This window comes from Hafnia sp. (genome assembly GCF_036648275.1).
Classification (GTDB): domain Bacteria; phylum Pseudomonadota; class Gammaproteobacteria; order Enterobacterales; family Enterobacteriaceae; genus Hafnia; species Hafnia alvei.
In genome coordinates, this window is record NZ_JAVXIQ010000010.1 from 15,901 (window position 1) to 31,303 (window position 15,403).

Annotated in this window: 15 protein-coding genes; 8 read left to right on the forward strand and 7 right to left on the reverse strand. The window is 50.1% G+C overall.

Annotated elements, in window-relative coordinates:
• Positions 1-86: 86 nt before the first annotated feature.
• Complete coding sequence (locus tag RSC70_RS11015; RefSeq protein ID WP_442904288.1) at positions 87-617, reverse strand: isochorismatase family protein; 531 nt, start codon at positions 615-617, stop codon at positions 87-89.
• A 203-nt stretch (positions 618-820) separates the two neighbouring features.
• On the opposite strand from RSC70_RS11015, the gene RSC70_RS11020 reads away from it, so the two are divergent.
• Complete coding sequence (locus RSC70_RS11020) at positions 821-979, forward strand: hypothetical protein (protein ID WP_332542430.1); 159 nt, start codon at positions 821-823, stop codon at positions 977-979.
• On the opposite strand, the gene RSC70_RS11025 is transcribed toward RSC70_RS11020, so the two are convergent.
• Positions 976-1,590: a Fic/DOC family protein gene (locus RSC70_RS11025; RefSeq protein WP_332542431.1), complete on the reverse strand. Its 615-nt coding sequence runs from the start codon at positions 1,588-1,590 to the stop codon at positions 976-978. The genes RSC70_RS11020 and RSC70_RS11025 overlap by 4 nt on opposite strands.
• Before the next feature lie 317 nt (positions 1,591-1,907).
• Between RSC70_RS11025 and RSC70_RS11030 the strand changes: the two genes are divergently transcribed.
• Positions 1,908-3,929 (forward strand): NADPH-dependent 2,4-dienoyl-CoA reductase, encoded by a 2,022-nt coding sequence (locus RSC70_RS11030; RefSeq protein ID WP_332542432.1) that lies wholly within the window; start codon positions 1,908-1,910, stop codon positions 3,927-3,929.
• Positions 3,930-4,006: 77 nt separating this feature from the next.
• On the opposite strand, the gene RSC70_RS11035 is transcribed toward RSC70_RS11030, so the two are convergent.
• Positions 4,007-4,411, reverse strand: coding sequence for a YgiW/YdeI family stress tolerance OB fold protein (locus tag RSC70_RS11035; RefSeq protein WP_103008985.1), 405 nt, complete (start codon positions 4,409-4,411; stop codon positions 4,007-4,009).
• A 228-nt stretch (positions 4,412-4,639) separates the two neighbouring features.
• Between RSC70_RS11035 and qseB the strand changes: the two genes are divergently transcribed.
• Both qseB and qseC read left to right on the forward strand, forming a co-directional pair.
• Positions 4,640-5,302, forward strand: a complete 663-nt coding sequence (qseB, locus tag RSC70_RS11040) for a quorum sensing response regulator transcription factor QseB (protein WP_149227057.1) — start codon at positions 4,640-4,642, stop codon at positions 5,300-5,302.
• Positions 5,299-6,654: a quorum sensing histidine kinase QseC gene (gene qseC / locus RSC70_RS11045; RefSeq protein WP_234619975.1), complete on the forward strand. Its 1,356-nt coding sequence runs from the start codon at positions 5,299-5,301 to the stop codon at positions 6,652-6,654. The genes qseB and qseC overlap by 4 nt, the downstream gene beginning before the upstream one ends.
• A gap of 345 nt (positions 6,655-6,999) precedes the next feature.
• Here the strand turns inward: qseC and RSC70_RS11050 are convergent, their stop codons facing one another.
• Both RSC70_RS11050 and rlmG read right to left on the reverse strand, forming a co-directional pair.
• Complete coding sequence (locus tag RSC70_RS11050; RefSeq protein ID WP_332542433.1) at positions 7,000-8,163, reverse strand: pyridoxal phosphate-dependent aminotransferase; 1,164 nt, start codon at positions 8,161-8,163, stop codon at positions 7,000-7,002.
• A 153-nt stretch (positions 8,164-8,316) separates the two neighbouring features.
• Positions 8,317-9,483 (reverse strand): 23S rRNA (guanine(1835)-N(2))-methyltransferase RlmG, encoded by a 1,167-nt coding sequence (rlmG, locus tag RSC70_RS11055; protein WP_040046260.1) that lies wholly within the window; start codon positions 9,481-9,483, stop codon positions 8,317-8,319.
• A 156-nt stretch (positions 9,484-9,639) separates the two neighbouring features.
• Between rlmG and RSC70_RS11060 the strand changes: the two genes are divergently transcribed.
• Both RSC70_RS11060 and RSC70_RS11065 read left to right on the forward strand, forming a co-directional pair.
• Entirely contained in the window at positions 9,640-10,143 is a 504-nt protein-coding gene (locus RSC70_RS11060; RefSeq protein ID WP_040046261.1) for a M48 metallopeptidase family protein, read from the forward strand.
• A 75-nt stretch (positions 10,144-10,218) separates the two neighbouring features.
• Entirely contained in the window at positions 10,219-11,256 is a 1,038-nt protein-coding gene (locus RSC70_RS11065; protein WP_234620109.1) for a Gfo/Idh/MocA family protein, read from the forward strand.
• A 37-nt stretch (positions 11,257-11,293) separates the two neighbouring features.
• On the opposite strand, the gene RSC70_RS11070 is transcribed toward RSC70_RS11065, so the two are convergent.
• Positions 11,294-12,217: a DMT family transporter gene (locus tag RSC70_RS11070; protein WP_130933335.1), complete on the reverse strand. Its 924-nt coding sequence runs from the start codon at positions 12,215-12,217 to the stop codon at positions 11,294-11,296.
• 180 nt (positions 12,218-12,397) lie between these two features.
• Between RSC70_RS11070 and RSC70_RS11075 the strand changes: the two genes are divergently transcribed.
• Together RSC70_RS11075 and RSC70_RS11080 are read left to right on the forward strand one after the other, a co-directional pair.
• Positions 12,398-13,120, forward strand: a complete 723-nt coding sequence (locus tag RSC70_RS11075) for a glutamine amidotransferase (protein WP_332542435.1) — start codon at positions 12,398-12,400, stop codon at positions 13,118-13,120.
• Between the two features lie 407 nt (positions 13,121-13,527).
• Positions 13,528-14,499, forward strand: coding sequence for a TerC family protein (locus RSC70_RS11080; protein ID WP_025798939.1), 972 nt, complete (start codon positions 13,528-13,530; stop codon positions 14,497-14,499).
• A 43-nt stretch (positions 14,500-14,542) separates the two neighbouring features.
• Here the strand turns inward: RSC70_RS11080 and RSC70_RS11085 are convergent, their stop codons facing one another.
• Positions 14,543-15,403: a DMT family transporter gene (locus tag RSC70_RS11085; protein WP_332542437.1), complete on the reverse strand. Its 861-nt coding sequence runs from the start codon at positions 15,401-15,403 to the stop codon at positions 14,543-14,545.

A 15,403-nucleotide genomic window follows, 5' to 3' on the forward strand; every position in this document is an offset into this window, starting at 1 on the left:
ATTTTAGCTTTAGATTCAGTCATTTAGGCCACTTCTTGCGAGGTGGCTTTTTTGTATCTGGAGAAAAGTGTCGCAAAAGTGTCTCTTCAGCTATTTTCTTCGCGCCATTCTTGCAAAATTTCCTGAGCGCTTTTCACTCTGACATCATTTCCAGGAATAATAAGGTTTGCCCATACTTCGTTATAATGCTGAATCAACAGCTCTGCTTTTAACGGACCACGATTGGCGGTGGTGTGAGCATCGGCGGCAACAGTCACTTTATATCCGTTGCTTGCCGCGACTTTTATCGTAGTATCCACGCAGTAGTCGGTCGCACAGCCGCAAATCGTGATGTGCGCTGCTTTGATTTTGGCGAGTTCATCAGTCAATGAAGTTTGGTAGAAAGCATCGCAGGCTGTCTTTTCGACATAGAGGCTATTTTCAGGCTGGTTTAATTCCGGCAATAGCATCCATTCAGGGCTGTTTTCCGGCATATCTTTTTCTTGATGACGAATGAAAATAACCCGATCTGCTGCTTGCGATAGTTGGTTGATCTTCTCCACTCGGCCTGTGCGATCAAAACGTGGATTTACAAAAACACCATTTTGCATATCAATAACTAATAAAACTCGCAGCATAAAGATTCCTAAGTTAGCAAAGGCAAGTGGAACAGGGAGTTTGTCGCATAGAGCAACTGGAAACATTGATTGAAATGAGCTTATTTTCCGCTTATCTGGCCCATTCTGGTATGCGAGACTTAGGGATGTCTATAGCTGTTAATAGCCTTGCTAGCGCCCTCTAACCAAACTAGAATCAAAACTGAAACAATGAGGATCTCAAAATGACAAAAAATTCAGCACGAAGTCAGACCACTAAGGATCAAATATACCGTGCCGTAGCCAGTTCAACAGCAATAGAAACAGGCGTTTCTGTACAAAAAATTGAACAAGAACTCAAACAAAATCATGCGCAAGCCAAAGCCGTTGGCCTAGCCCGCTAATCTGGCAAGACATCACTCATCAGTTGCATCATAGGGCAATAGTTCCCCGATATACCCGCCTGAATGGCCTTGAAGTAAAACGCCTTATGTTCATCCCATAAGCTGTAATCCAGTAAACTTTTTCCCGCCAGAACCGATAGCACGTCGCAAAGCAATCTAGACAGGCGCCCGTTACCTTCCCTAAATGGATGGATCAAAATAAATTCTACGTGACATCTAGCCAGATAGCTTACCAGCTCTGGACGTGGCAAAACCCTCAACTCACCACTCCTTGAGAGAAACCGTTTATCAAAGTCAGCAAGCAGAAGCGGGATTCTATTGGCAGCAGCAAATTGAAAGCCCCCTTTAGTCAGATTAACGTTACGCAACCTTCCTGCCAAGCCGTACACATTCCCTAGCCATTGTCGATGCCACTTACGAATATGGTCAAAAACCAGCAGAGCAGGCGGCTGGCCTTCGATAAATAGTTGCTCATGCAACATCAACAGTAGCCCAGACTCCAACGCCTCCATTTCCTCTGCATCAGTAATCCCTAGCTTATTCGCTAATACCAAATTACCAGAGCCAGACTGATACAGCTCCTCTGATGAATTAAGTTCATATTTAGACAAGCACTTACCTCCATCTAAACAAATCCACCGCTTTGTTTTTATGCTTAAACTTTGCCGTATAGAGCAGCTGGAAACATTGATTAAAAATAGGCTTAATCCCTATTAGGTTAGATGCTTTTGTAAACAGTAAACCCAGAAAATATCCCCCTTCATTATCCAAACTAAGTCACGCTTCTCAGCTTTCTACCAGCACAATGTTGCGGTAAATCACAGTTCATTAACATATTACTTTCAAAGCCCCACAGAGAGACTAGATTTAAAAAACTCATCCGACCAGAAAACTGCTGCTTCAGCCTGTGCTAACAAGGAAAGCCCGAATGAATCAATACTCTCATCTGCTCGCACCACTAGATCTCGGGTTTACTACCTTAAAAAATCGCGTCCTGATGGGATCGATGCACACGGGGTTAGAAGAACATCCTGACGGCAGCAGGCGTTTGGCAGAATTTTACGCGGAGCGCGCTCGGGCCGGTGTTGGGCTCATTGTGACGGGTGGCATTGCGCCAAATCAGCATGGCGTGGTTCATGCTGGCGCTTCCGTATTGGATCACGAAAACCAGATCCCACATCATAAAATCATTACCAGCGCGGTACATCAGGCCGGTGGGAAAATAGCGCTGCAAATTCTGCATACGGGGCGCTACAGCTATCAACCGCAGCCTCACGCGCCCTCTGCGATACAGGCCCCCATCAACCCTTATCCGCCGATAGAAATGACCGAAGACATGATTCAGCAAACGCTGTCTGACTTCGCCCAGTGCGCACGCTTGGCGCAGCACGCAGGATATGACGGCGTTGAAATCATGGGCTCGGAAGGCTATTTGATTAATCAGTTTCTTGCCGCCAGAACCAACCAGCGCGACGACGATTGGGGTGGCGATTTCATGCGTCGTATGCGTTTTGCCGTGGAGTGTGTTCGCCGCGTGCGCGCCGCCGTTGGGCAAGAGTTCATCATCATTTATCGCCTATCAATGCTAGATCTCGTTGAGGAAGGCTCTGATTGGAAAGAGATCGAACAGTTGGCGATCCAAGTGGAGCATGCCGGCGCGACGCTGATCAATACCGGTATTGGCTGGCATGAAGCGCGTATTCCTACCATCGCAACCATGGTGCCGCGCGCAGGATTTAGCTGGGTTACACGTCGTTTGATGGGCAAGGTTTCAATCCCTCTCATCACCACCAATAGAATTAATCACCCCGACGTTGCCGAGGCCGTGCTGGCGGACGGATGCGCCGATATGGTGTCTATGGCGCGTCCATTTTTGGCCGATCCGGCATTTGTGCAAAAAACGGCCAGCGGCCGCGTCGATGAAATCAATGTCTGCATCGGCTGTAATCAGGCCTGCCTTGATCAAATTTTCGAGCATAAACTCACATCATGTCTGGTCAACCCACGCGCCTGCCATGAAACCGAGCTCGTACTGACCGCCGCAGAAAAACCTAAGCGCCTTGCCGTGGTAGGCGCTGGCCCCGCTGGTTTAGCGTTTGCGACTACGGCGGCACAGCGAGGCCATCACGTCACGCTGTTTGAAGCAGACAATCAGATTGGTGGTCAATTTAATATCGCCAAGCAGATCCCTGGCAAAGAAGAGTTTCATGAAACGCTACGCTATTTTAAACGCTTGTTGATTATCCATAATATTCAACAGCGGTTAGGCCAGCGCGTCGAGGCTCAAGATCTGGCTGAATTCGATGAAGTTATTTTGGCGACGGGAATTATCCCGCGCTATTTAGATTTACCCGGTAGCGATATGCCCCACGTGCTGAGCTATGCACAGGTTTTACGTGACAAACTTCCGGTTGGTAAACGTGTGGCCATTATTGGCGCTGGCGGCATTGGTTTTGATACCGCCGAATACCTCAGCCAATACGGTCAATCCACCAGCCTAAACAGCGTCGCCTTTGCCGAAGAATGGGGCATCGATCTACAGTTAAAACAACGCGGAGGATTAGCCGCAGGCGGAATGCATTCCCCACATAACCCACGCAAAATCTATTTGCTGCAGCGTAAAACCAGCAAAGTGGGCGAAGGACTCGGAAAAACAACCGGATGGATTCATCGCGCGAGTTTGCAAAAACGCGGCGTGACGATGATAAACGGCGCCCATTATCATCATATTGATGAACAAGGCCTGCATCTGATGCGCGATGGACAAATTGAATGTCTACCGGTAGACAACATCGTTATTTGTGCTGGGCAAGAATCGCAGCAGGCATTGCTGGCGCCATTACAGAAGATGGGTAAAACCGTGCATTTGATTGGCGGCGCTGATGTCGCACGTGAGCTCGATGCACGGCGTGCGATAGACCAAGGAACCCGACTCGCGCTGGCAATCTAAACGCATCCATTCGTCATCCTCACTTACGCCTCACTTCCGCGAGGATGACGAATGCCAAGCACCTTGGGATTTGAATCTTATTTCACTTTAGTGATCTGTTTGACGTCCAACTCAACTGAGTTCCAGTCTTTATCGATTTTCCCCTGCAGTTCCACGGTATCTTTCGGGGTGATGGTCTGCCCATTCCAACGCTTATGGTCGATATCTACGTTCATGGTGCCGGTTGCATCACGGAAAGTGTAGTGCTCACCACCAATGCGCTGCTCAATGTTTCCACGCAGGGTAACCCAAGTATCATCACTCATGGTTTTGGCTTTCTCGACCGTCATCGCGCCCGCATTCGGGCCATTGAATCCACCGGCAGCTTGCGTCTGCGTCGTTTGAGCAACAGGCGCATTAGGGTCAGAAAAACCACCGTTTTGCGCTAAAACAGGAGCACTGCAAACGGCAAGAATGGCGAATAGAGCGGCTACTTTTTTCATTATTTTTCTCTCTCTTAATGGGATTAATGTCAGCATCAACAGTTAGCTGTTTCTGCTCTTCGGAATGCATTACACCAAAGAGTTCTTAACAAGATCTTAAGCGCATAGTTTAACCAACTTTATTTTTTAAAACTGCCTACGGCGCTGGATCCGCACGGTATTACGCTGTACAAAGCCCTTGCCAAATAGTTAGATAAAACCATGCAGCACAGCATAAAGGACGCAGTTATGCGGGTATTACTCATTGAAGATGACAAACTGATCGGCGACGGTATTAAAGCCGGTTTGATTAAAATGGGGTTCAGCGTTGACTGGTTCACCGAAGGGAAACAGGGACTCAGCGCGTTGGATTCAGCCCCTTACGACGCCGTCGTGCTCGACCTTAGCCTGCCTGGCATGGACGGGCTCGATATTTTGCGCTCGTGGCGTCAAAACGGCCATGATGAACCAGTGCTAATCCTTACCGCTCGCGATGCGCTAGAACAGCGCGTGGCCGGTTTGCAGCAAGGGGCGGATGACTATCTATGTAAGCCGTTTGCGCTCATTGAAGTCGCCGCACGTTTGCAGGCGCTCATCCGCCGCCGTCATGGGCAGGTGCAAACAACGTTGAATCACGGCTCGGTTTCACTCGACCCCATCAATCTTACCGTGACCTATAACGACGAACCGATATACCTGAAACCAAAAGAGTTTGCGTTGCTGGAACTGTTATTGCGCAATGAAGGTCGCGTGCTGCCTCGCCCGCTGATCGAAGAGAAAATCTATAACTGGGACGACGATGTTTCCAGCAATGCCATCGAGGTGCACATCCATCATTTGAGGAAAAAATTCGGCAGTAGCTTTATCCGCACCGTCCACGGGATCGGCTATACGCTAGGGGAAGCGTCATGAAGGCACTAACGCTTAGCCTTAGACTGAGGCTCATTTTAGGTTTCATTGTGCTTATCGTCATCACGTGGGTTTGCGCCAGCGCATTAGCGTGGAATCAAACCCGAGACACCGTCGATGAGCTATTTGATACCCAGCAAATGCTATTCGCTAAGCGTCTAACCGCGCTTAATATTGGCGATCTGGCGGTTAAAAGCCCTCAACTACCGCGTAGTAAAAAAATGGTTCGCCACAGCCACGGCGACTTAGATGACGATGCGCTAGCCTTCGCTATTTTTACCGTAGAGGGGAAAATGGTGCTGAACGATGGCGATAACGGACCTGATTTACAGTATCACTATCGACGCGACGGCTTTACCGAAGGAACGCTAAAAGATGATAAAGATCTCTGGCGTTTAGTATGGCTAACCACGCCTGATGGGAAGTATCGCGTGGTGGTTGGTCAAGAATGGGATTATCGCCAAGAGATGGCTATCGACATTGTGAAGGCTCAGCTTTTGCCGTGGTTAATCGCATTACCGATCATGGTGTTACTGCTGATTTGGCTCGTCACTCGTGAATTAGCCCCAATGAAAAGGTTAGCCAAACGCCTTTATCAACGCCGCCCCGATGACGAAACGCCGCTCCCGCTGGATGCGATTCCTAGTGAAGTAAAACCGTTGGTTGAAGCGCTTAACAGCCTCTTCACCCGTACCGGAGATATGCTAGTGCGCGAACGCCGCTTTACCTCCGATGCCGCGCATGAGCTGCGCAGCCCGCTCGCGGCGCTCAAGGTACAAACCGAAGTCGCACAGCTCGCGCAAGACGATACCGAAATGCGCGAACACGCATTAACCAATCTCACGGAAGGCATAGAACGCGCCACTCGCCTTGTGGATCAGCTACTGACGCTTTCGCGGCTGGATTCGCTGTCAGGCTTAGACGACGTGCAGGACATTGCTCTGCAAGACGTTCTACAAACTGGCGTGATGGACCATTACCACAAAGCACGAACCAGCGGCGTAGAACTGATGCTGGATATTCGCCAAACGCCACCGCCTCGACGGGCACAGCCACTTTTGCTCGCCTTGCTGGTGCGTAATCTGTTGGATAACGCGATTCGATACAGCCCACGCGGCAGCACCGTCACCATTACCTTAGATGCCCACAGTTTTAGTGTGGAAGACAACGGCCCCGGCGTTAGCCCTGAATATTTAAAACGCATTGGCGAGCGCTTCTTCCGTCCACCGGGACAAGAAAAAACCGGCAGCGGTTTAGGCCTTTCTATCGTACAACGCATCGCCACTCTGCATGGCATGACCACGCATTTTAGCGATGGAGAAAATGGGGGATTTAGGGTGGAAGTGAGATGGTAACAAGATCGATGTAAGACCCCCTCCCAGCCTCCCCCTTCATAAGGGGGAGGAGCATACTGCACTCCACGCCATCGCCACACTGCATGGCATGACCACGCATTTTAGTGATGGAGAAAATGGGGGGTTTAGGGTGGAAGTCAGATGGTAACAAGATGAATGTAAGACCCCCTCCCAGCCTCCCCCTTCATAAGGGGGAGGAGCATACTGCACTCCACGTTATCGCCACCCTGCATCTACCAAAGCAAAGGTTGATGTCAATTTATCTGGCAACACCGTTCCGCCCCCTCCCCTGCGAGGGGGAGGGTCGGGGTGGGGGCAGATTTCCTAGGTAGCATTAAGCGATGCTTAAACCCACCCTTTCGCCCTAAACGATTTCAGCACGCTAACAAACACCTGCATTTCCTGCGGAGTGCCTAAAGTTAAGCGGTTCCAGCCCACCGCCGGTGGAAATTCACGGCCAACGTAGATATTTTGCTGCTTCATACGATCCTGATAGGTTTTCACATCGCCGTTCACTTTATGGAAGATAAAGTTTGCCTGCGACGGTACATATTCCAAATTCAACTCATCAAGCATCGATGTCACGATCTGGCGCGACAGATCGATTGATTTGCGACTCATGACCACAAAGGTTTTGTCTTTCAATGAAGCCAACGCCGCTACCGCTCCGGCAGTATTGGTGTTATCCAGCGAGACAAAGTTTTCCACCTGAGCAATAACTTCAGGCACCGCGATGCCATAGCCAATACGTAGCCCGGCCAAAGCGAAGATTTTTGAAAAGGTACGAGTCACGATCAGATTTTTTTGCCCGCTTTGTACCAGACCGATAGCGCTTTTAAATGCCGGATCGTTAACAAACTCGGCATACGCCTCATCGACAATAAAGAATGTGTCTGCCGGAGCGCTTTTTATCCAGCTATCCATGGTAGCGGCAGGCGTAATCGTAGCGGTTGGGTTATTTGGGTTGCACAGATAGACAATAGATTTACCCGCAAAGCCTGCTGCTTTTGCCTGCATAGCTGCCAGATCAAACTCAAGTTTCGCGTTCAGCGGTACTTTGACAATTTCGGCACCCAGTGGTTTAGCGTAAAGCTCCGCATAGTTAAAAGTAGGATCGGGAACGATCACCTGCACTTTTTTCTGCTGCTGTTGTGCCTGCAAAACTATCGCCTGAACCGCGGCTTGAATCGTCTCCGATGAGCCATTGCCCAAAGTAATATTTTCACTCTTCAGGCCGAAGTGTGCCGCTATCTGTTCAATCAGCTCGGCGCGTGCCGCATCAGGGTAACGGAATGCGGTCGGCAAACAATCGACAACCGCTTGCTTGGCCTGCGCAGACATCCCCAATGAGTTTTCATTGAAATTTAATAGCAGCGGATTTTTTTCAGTCGGAAACGAAATAACGGCAGCGTTTGCCGGAGTGGCCGCCTGCGCGCGATTAATCAAACCGCTGAGCGTTAACCCACCGAGAATAGCACCTGAAGATTTAAGAAGAGTACGACGATCCATGGCAAAGTCCCTGTCAACAACATTAATTATTTTAAGAAGCGTTATTTTGACCAGCCGGAAACGGCTGTAGGACTGAGCATAACCGAGAAAAAGTGCACAACACAATATGTTATGCACTTTTTGTGACTATAAATTCAAATATAGCGAATTTAACTAGCGACGCGGAGGGAGTTTAGTCGCTTTTAAAACCACAAACTTTTTGTTGGTTTCAATGGTGGTGCAGTTGCCAAACAAACGTTTCAGTTTGTGGAAGTAATCCAGATGACGGTTGCCCACAATATACAGCGTACCGTGAATTTTCAGGCAACGTTTCGCCCCAACGAACATATCCCACGCGACCTGATCGGTAATGGAATGCTGCTGATGGAACGGAGGATTACACAGTACCGCGTTTAGGCTGCCGCCGTCTACGCCAGAGAAACCGTTGCCGACGCGGAACGCACAGCGATCCATATCCTGCGGACGGTTAACTTCAACGTTCATCTGCGCTGAGGCAACGGCCATGTATGACTCATCACAAAACAGCATATCTGCGTTTGGATTCAGCTCTAACGCCTTCAAGCCAATAACACCGTTACCGCAGCCCAGATCCGCAATCGAACCTTCGATATCTTTAGGCAGATGCTCAAGGAAGAAACGAGCGCCGATATCTAAGTTGCTACGCGAGAAGACCGATGCATGGTTATGCATCTGATAAGGTTCATCAGTGCCGCAAAGATCCAGAGGCCAAACGGTTGTTGGCTGTGCCGGCGCTGGGTTACGTTCAGCCACTTTGCAGTGAATTAAACGGGCTTTTTTCCATGCCAGCGAAGTATGGGTATCACCCAAAATAGTTTCGAACAGCTGTAGCGTTGAGGTGTGAATATCACGCGCTTTTGCCGCCGCGACAATCACGGTATCGGGCGCAACCACATCACGCAGCGCACGCAGCTGGTGTTCCAACAATGCCAACGCCTTTGGCACTTTGATTAATACCAAGGCAGGCGCTTGCGGCAGGGGCGCAAGGCTATCAAGCAACGTGACCGTGTCGTCATCCATGCCGTTCAGGCCAAGATTATGACGCGTTGCCAACTGGCTCACATAAGAGTCACTCACGCTGTATAACTGCTGACCATGCAGTGCACAAGCCAACGCGCCAAAGGCGTCGTTGAACACAATCACCGGACGACCTTCTGCCTGCGACAGATCGAAACTCTGCAACAGATATTCATCGGCGGCTTCCCACGCCTGTAGCGTTGGATCATCAGACTGCTGTGGGTAGCGTTCTAGCTCAAGGCCATTTTCTTCAAAAAAACCGGAGATCGGTTCGAGTTGGCTCATCGCCCCTCCAAAATCTATCCGCTTGATTAAGCGGCAGAATAAAATAAATTATCGTGCAGATGTGACGGTCTTCACCGCCCGAGCACCGTGCTCAAGAATTGTTATGTCACGCGCATGACGTACAATAGCCCGCTATTGTACCTGAAGGAATTGAATATGACGTCTTTGACTTATCTGGCCGGCTATCCTGAACATCTGCAAACGCAGGTTCGCCAGTTGCTCGACCAGCAACGTCTGGGGACTGTTTTATTGCAGCGTTACCCGCAGCCACACCAGCTCACCACCGATCGCGCACTCTATCAATACACTACCGATCTCAAAAATCAGTATCTGCGTAATGCGCCGCAAATTAATAAAGTGGGCTACGACAGCAAAATTCAGGTTCTCAAACATGCATTAGGGCTTCATACCGCCATTTCGCGCGTGCAGGGTAGCAAGTTAAAGGCAAAAGCTGAAATCCGTGTTGCGACCGTCTTCAAAAATGCGCCCGAGGCTTTCCTACGTATGATCGTCGTTCACGAACTGGCGCACCTGCGTGAGAAAGAACACAACAAAGCATTTTACAACCTGTGCTGCCATATGGAACCGACCTACCACCAGCTTGAGTTCGATACCCGCATGTATCTCACGCATTTAGAACTGGTTGGCGCGCTGTATTAATTTGCCCAGCGCCACCGAATTAATCCAAGAAATGCTACTCTGTGAAAAATCTTATTTTCCCAATCGGAGACGCCCATGATTCGCTTTGCCGTTATTGGAACCAACTGGATTACCCAGAGCTTTATCGACGCCGCGCATGCCACGGGGAAAATGCAGCTGACCGCTGTATATTCACGTCATTTAGCGCAGGCATACGCTTTTGGCGAGCCAAATAAAGCCCAGTATTTTTTCGATTCGCTCGACGATCTCGGCAATTGCGCTCAGGTTGACGCGGTTTATATTGCCAGCCCAAACTCTTTCCACTATCCACACACTTTGGCAATGTTGCAGCATAAAAAACATGTCATCTGTGAGAAGCCGTTAGCGTCTAACGTGCATGAAGTCGAAAGTATGATCGCCTGCGCGCATGAGAATCAGGTTGTGCTGTTTGAAGCCTTTAAAACCGCATACCTGCCGAACTTCTCAGCAATCCAGCAGGCGCTGCCGCGTTTGGGCAAACTGCGTAAGGTGTTCCTGAACTACTGCCAATATTCCTCTCGCTACCAGCGTTATTTAGACGGCGAAAACCCAAATACCTTTAATCCCGCGTTTTCAAACGGTTCGATTATGGACATTGGCTACTATTGCTTGGCAAGCGCGGTGTCTCTGTTTGGCGAACCAAACAGCCTTAACGCCAGCGCTACGCTGTTAGATTCCGGTGTGGATGCCCATGGGCACGTCAGCATGAACTACGCAGGCCCTAACGCAGACGACGGATTCGACGTGGTTCTTTTCCACTCCAAAGTCAGCAATTCAGATATCCCAAGCGAGATTCAGGGGGAAGACGGCACGTTAGTTATCGAAAAAATATCTGAATGCCAGAAAGTGACATTTACACCGCGCGGTGGGCAGCCTGAAGTCATCAGCCAAACCCAGCAAGAAAACACCATGTATTACGAAGCGGAAGTGTTTGCCAAACTGGTCCAATATCAAAGCATTGAGCATGCGGGGATCACCGTATCGCGCAGCACAGCGAAGATCCTAACGCAGGTTCGCGCCCTGACCGGAGTTGAATTCCCTGCCGATGCTGCTATTCCACCGGAAACCGTGGTTGTGCCAAATACTCGCGGGTAATCATGAAAAAAGGCCTCTGTTATCAGAGGCCTTTTGGCTAACGAGCAGGCTTAACCTGCTGAATTTGGGCTTTCGCCGCGCGTTTACCGCCGAAGCTTAATGCCGCTAACGCCAGCACGATTAACACAATGCCAGCCCCTTCAACCGCCCCCGGATTTTCACCCAGTAGCCACCAAGAGAACAGTACGCCACATACTGGTACTGCCAAGGTGCTCAGGCCTGCAATGCCCGCCGGTAAGTTTTTCAACACGAATAGCCATAGCGTCCACGCCAGCGCGGTGGCCAAAATGGCGCTGTAAGACAATGCGAAATAAACATACGGATCCCACACAATTGGGCGCTCTGGAACCAGCCACGCAATCACGCTCATAATGATAGCGCCGTACACCATTTGCCATGTGGTCAGCGACAGTAAATCTACTTTAGGATGACGTTGGTACAGGCGTTTAGCGACAATAGCGCTAGCCCCCCAGCTTATGCCGGACAAAATGGCCAGCACCGCGCTTTTCAGTGATTCTCCCGTCAACTTCCACGGCTGTAATACCAGACAGAGTCCAATCGCCGCCACCACAATTGCCAGATACTGTACGCGACGCATTCTTTCACCCAAGAACAGCGCTGCCATGATCACCACCCAAAACGGCATGGTGTAAGTCAGTATGGCGACCTTACCGGCCCCACCGCTAATCAGTGCCCACTGAGCCAGCCCAACCATGCCGCAGGTTTGCAGCACGGCAATCGCCAGCGTGTAAGCAAAAGGCGTTGGTTTCATCCCGCGGCCACGCAGTTTTAACACCACCAAGAGTAATAAGGCCCCAAACACACAGCGCAGCGCGGTAAAATCAAAGGCGCCGATGTAAAGCGTGACCTGCTTCATCGCGATCCAGCTATAACTCCAGATCAACGTTAATAACACCAATCCACCAAACGCCAACGGATCGGTTTTCCCTGCTACGGCCATTTCAATGTCCTAATCATTATCAATCGTGCTTATTATCACTAATGCCATTATCTCATTACTCTCTCTTATATCCACCTTCTATATTTCACAACGGCATTAGAAAAATGTGTGAAAAGCGTCTAATTTGAAAGCTTCAATTAATTTGAAAATATCCAACGGCGGCGGTACTCAGGAGATTCTATGGCGGAGTTTGAGACAAAACCCTTAGTCATTTTACAAACCGGTGATGCACCGGATGTTATTCGCCATCAGCACGGCGGTTTTACCGATATGTTTTTGCAGCAGGGCGATATAGATCCGTCCAGCGTAGTGATTGTGAATCTTCCTGCAGGTGAACAACTGCTCAGCCCCGAACATTATCGCGGTGCGGTGATTACGGGTTCAGCAGCGATGGTGACCGAACTATTGCCGTGGAGTGAATACGCTGCGATGTGGCTACGCGACGCCATCGGTATGGGGCTGCCTATTTTCGGAGCCTGCTATGGTCATCAGCTATTGGCTCACGCGCTCGGCGGCGAGGTGGGTTATCATCCTGAAGGGCTGGAAATTGGCACGCTAGAAATTGAGTTGTTACCTGAAGCTCAACAAGATCCGGCACTGCAAAACTATCCGCCGCGCTTCTATGCCAACCTCATACACTCGCAATCGGTGCTTCGCTTGCCCGAAGGCGCGGTTGCTTTAGCCCGCTCACAGCAAGATAAGCATCAAATCATCCGCTATCGCGATAACGTGATCAGCACGCAGTTCCATCCTGAATTTAACGGGCCGGTGATGCATTGCTACATGAGCTGGATCGCTGAGCTAGAACCGCAGCATCAGGCTAAATACCTCGATATTCAACGCCGTACTAGCAATACTCCGGTCAGCCAATCATTGCTGCGCGAATTTGTTCACGGTTTATAAACTTCAACGAGCCATGGTTTACAAGATGTAAAACCCTGGCTCAAGTTTTCTCTTTGTTAAACCACGCCAAATATTGACCTTTGAAATATTTTGCATTATTTTCTTACATGCAAAGGGGAGTAACTTCATTGCTGGTTAATCGTCATTACGGTGCGTGCTGCGTACCCGGTTGCCAGGCAACGCATTTTGGCTTTACGCTAAAATGTATCTAAGCGCCCTGCTTAGATGTATACCAGAGTCATTGAGCGCGGCTAATTCCGCTGTCGCATGATGATGCAGGTATCGAGTTGTAAGTGAGACCTTGCCGGAAGGCGAGGTGCGCTTAAAACTCAGACAAGAGTCGTCGCTGTCGTCCTCCGTCATCGTGATTTTTGTATTTAATGAGTGTTACGAAGGATACTCCCATGATCAATTCCATTGGCTCTCCCCTGCTCTGGGGTAGTTTTGCCGTCATCGTCGTCATTATGCTAGCCGTCGATCTGCTGTTGCAAGGGCGTCGCGGTGCAACCACCATGACGCTGCGCCAAGCCGCCATCTGGTCGCTCGTATGGGTCAGCTTATCCCTCTTGTTCAACGCAGGTTTGTGGTGGTATCTCAGCGAAACCATGGGGCGCGTCGTTGCCGACAAACAGGCGCTGGCGTTTCTGACCGGTTATCTCATTGAGAAAGCGCTGGCCGTCGATAACGTGTTCGTTTGGCTGATGCTATTCAGCTACTTCTCGGTGCCGCCGAACCTGCAACGCCGCGTACTGGTTTACGGTGTTTTAGGCGCGATTGTGTTACGTACTATTATGATTTTCGCGGGTAGCTGGTTAGTCACCCAGTTCCAGTGGATCCTATACGTATTCGGTGCTTTCTTGCTGTTTACCGGCGTGAAAATGGCCTTGGCAAAAGATGACGACGGCGATATTGGCGACAAACCGCTGGTACGCTGGATCCGCAGCCATTTGCGCATGACCGACAAGATTGAAAATGAGCACTTCTTTACTCGCAGAAACGGCGTGTTGTTTGCCACACCGCTGCTGTTGGTGCTGATTCTGGTTGAGCTTAGCGACGTTATCTTTGCCGTAGACAGCATCCCAGCAATCTTCGCGGTCACCACCGATCCGTTCTTGGTATTAACGTCTAACCTGTTTGCGATTTTGGGTCTGCGTGCGATGTACTTCTTGCTGGCAGGCGTGGCAGAACGTTTCTCAATGCTGAAATATGGTCTGTCGGTGATTCTGGTGTTTATCGGCTTTAAGATGCTGATTATGGATCTGTACCACATCCCAATCGCGGTATCGTTAAGCGTAGTGGCTGGAATTTTAGTGCTGACGCTGGTGATTAACGTCTTTGTTAACCGCCGCAACGACCGTTTGAAATCACAAAGTGAATAACCGTTAAACTGAATGCCCCGGACTGTCCGGGGCATTTTTTTGCTTAGAGCCGTTCACTTCTGCGCCTTGCAGACCAAGCCACCGCAAAGATAATCAGCAAGCCACCTGAAACCATCCTCAGGCTTGGTACCTCATGAAACAGCGCCCACGCAATCAGAATGGCATACACCGGTTCTAGCGCAATAATCATCGCGGCCACACGCGCTTTCAGCGCCTGTAAACTGCTGATAAACAAACTGTAGGCTAAGCCCGTGCAAATCAGCCCCAAGCAGGCAATCCACATCCAGTCCATTGCGCTAACCAGCGGCAGTTCATGATAGGTAAACGGAAACAACAGCACGATAACGGCAAGGTTTTGCCACCAGCAGACCTGAGTTCCGTTCACGCTAGCGGCTGAATGCCGATTAGCCAACGCCAGAATCGCATAAATCAGGCCGGATAAGATGCCCCACAGCAGCCCTTCCGTTGCGCTGTTCTCGAAGTTAAAGCTCGGCGTAACCAACACCAATCCCACGGTAACCAGCAGAATTAACACGTATTCCGCTGACGACAGCTTCTCTCGATACAGCAGCCCTTCCAGAATCGCCACAAAGGCAGGGAAGCAGGCAAAGCCTAGCGTACCGACCGCAACCCCACCTACTTTCACCGCGATAAAAAACGTAACCCAGTGCGCGCACAGCAGGGCACCACAGGCGCACAAACGCCCCACGCCGCGAGCATCAAGCTCACGCCACGGTAGGCGTTTTAGCTTTATCAATAACAGCGACATGGCCGCTAACGCGAAAATCGCACGGCCAAAAACCAAGACGGCGGCACTGCTGGCAATGAGTTTGCCGAAGATACCTGAAATACCAAATAGCACGGTAGCCCCGTGCATCAGCCATAGCGCACGGCGACGATCCAT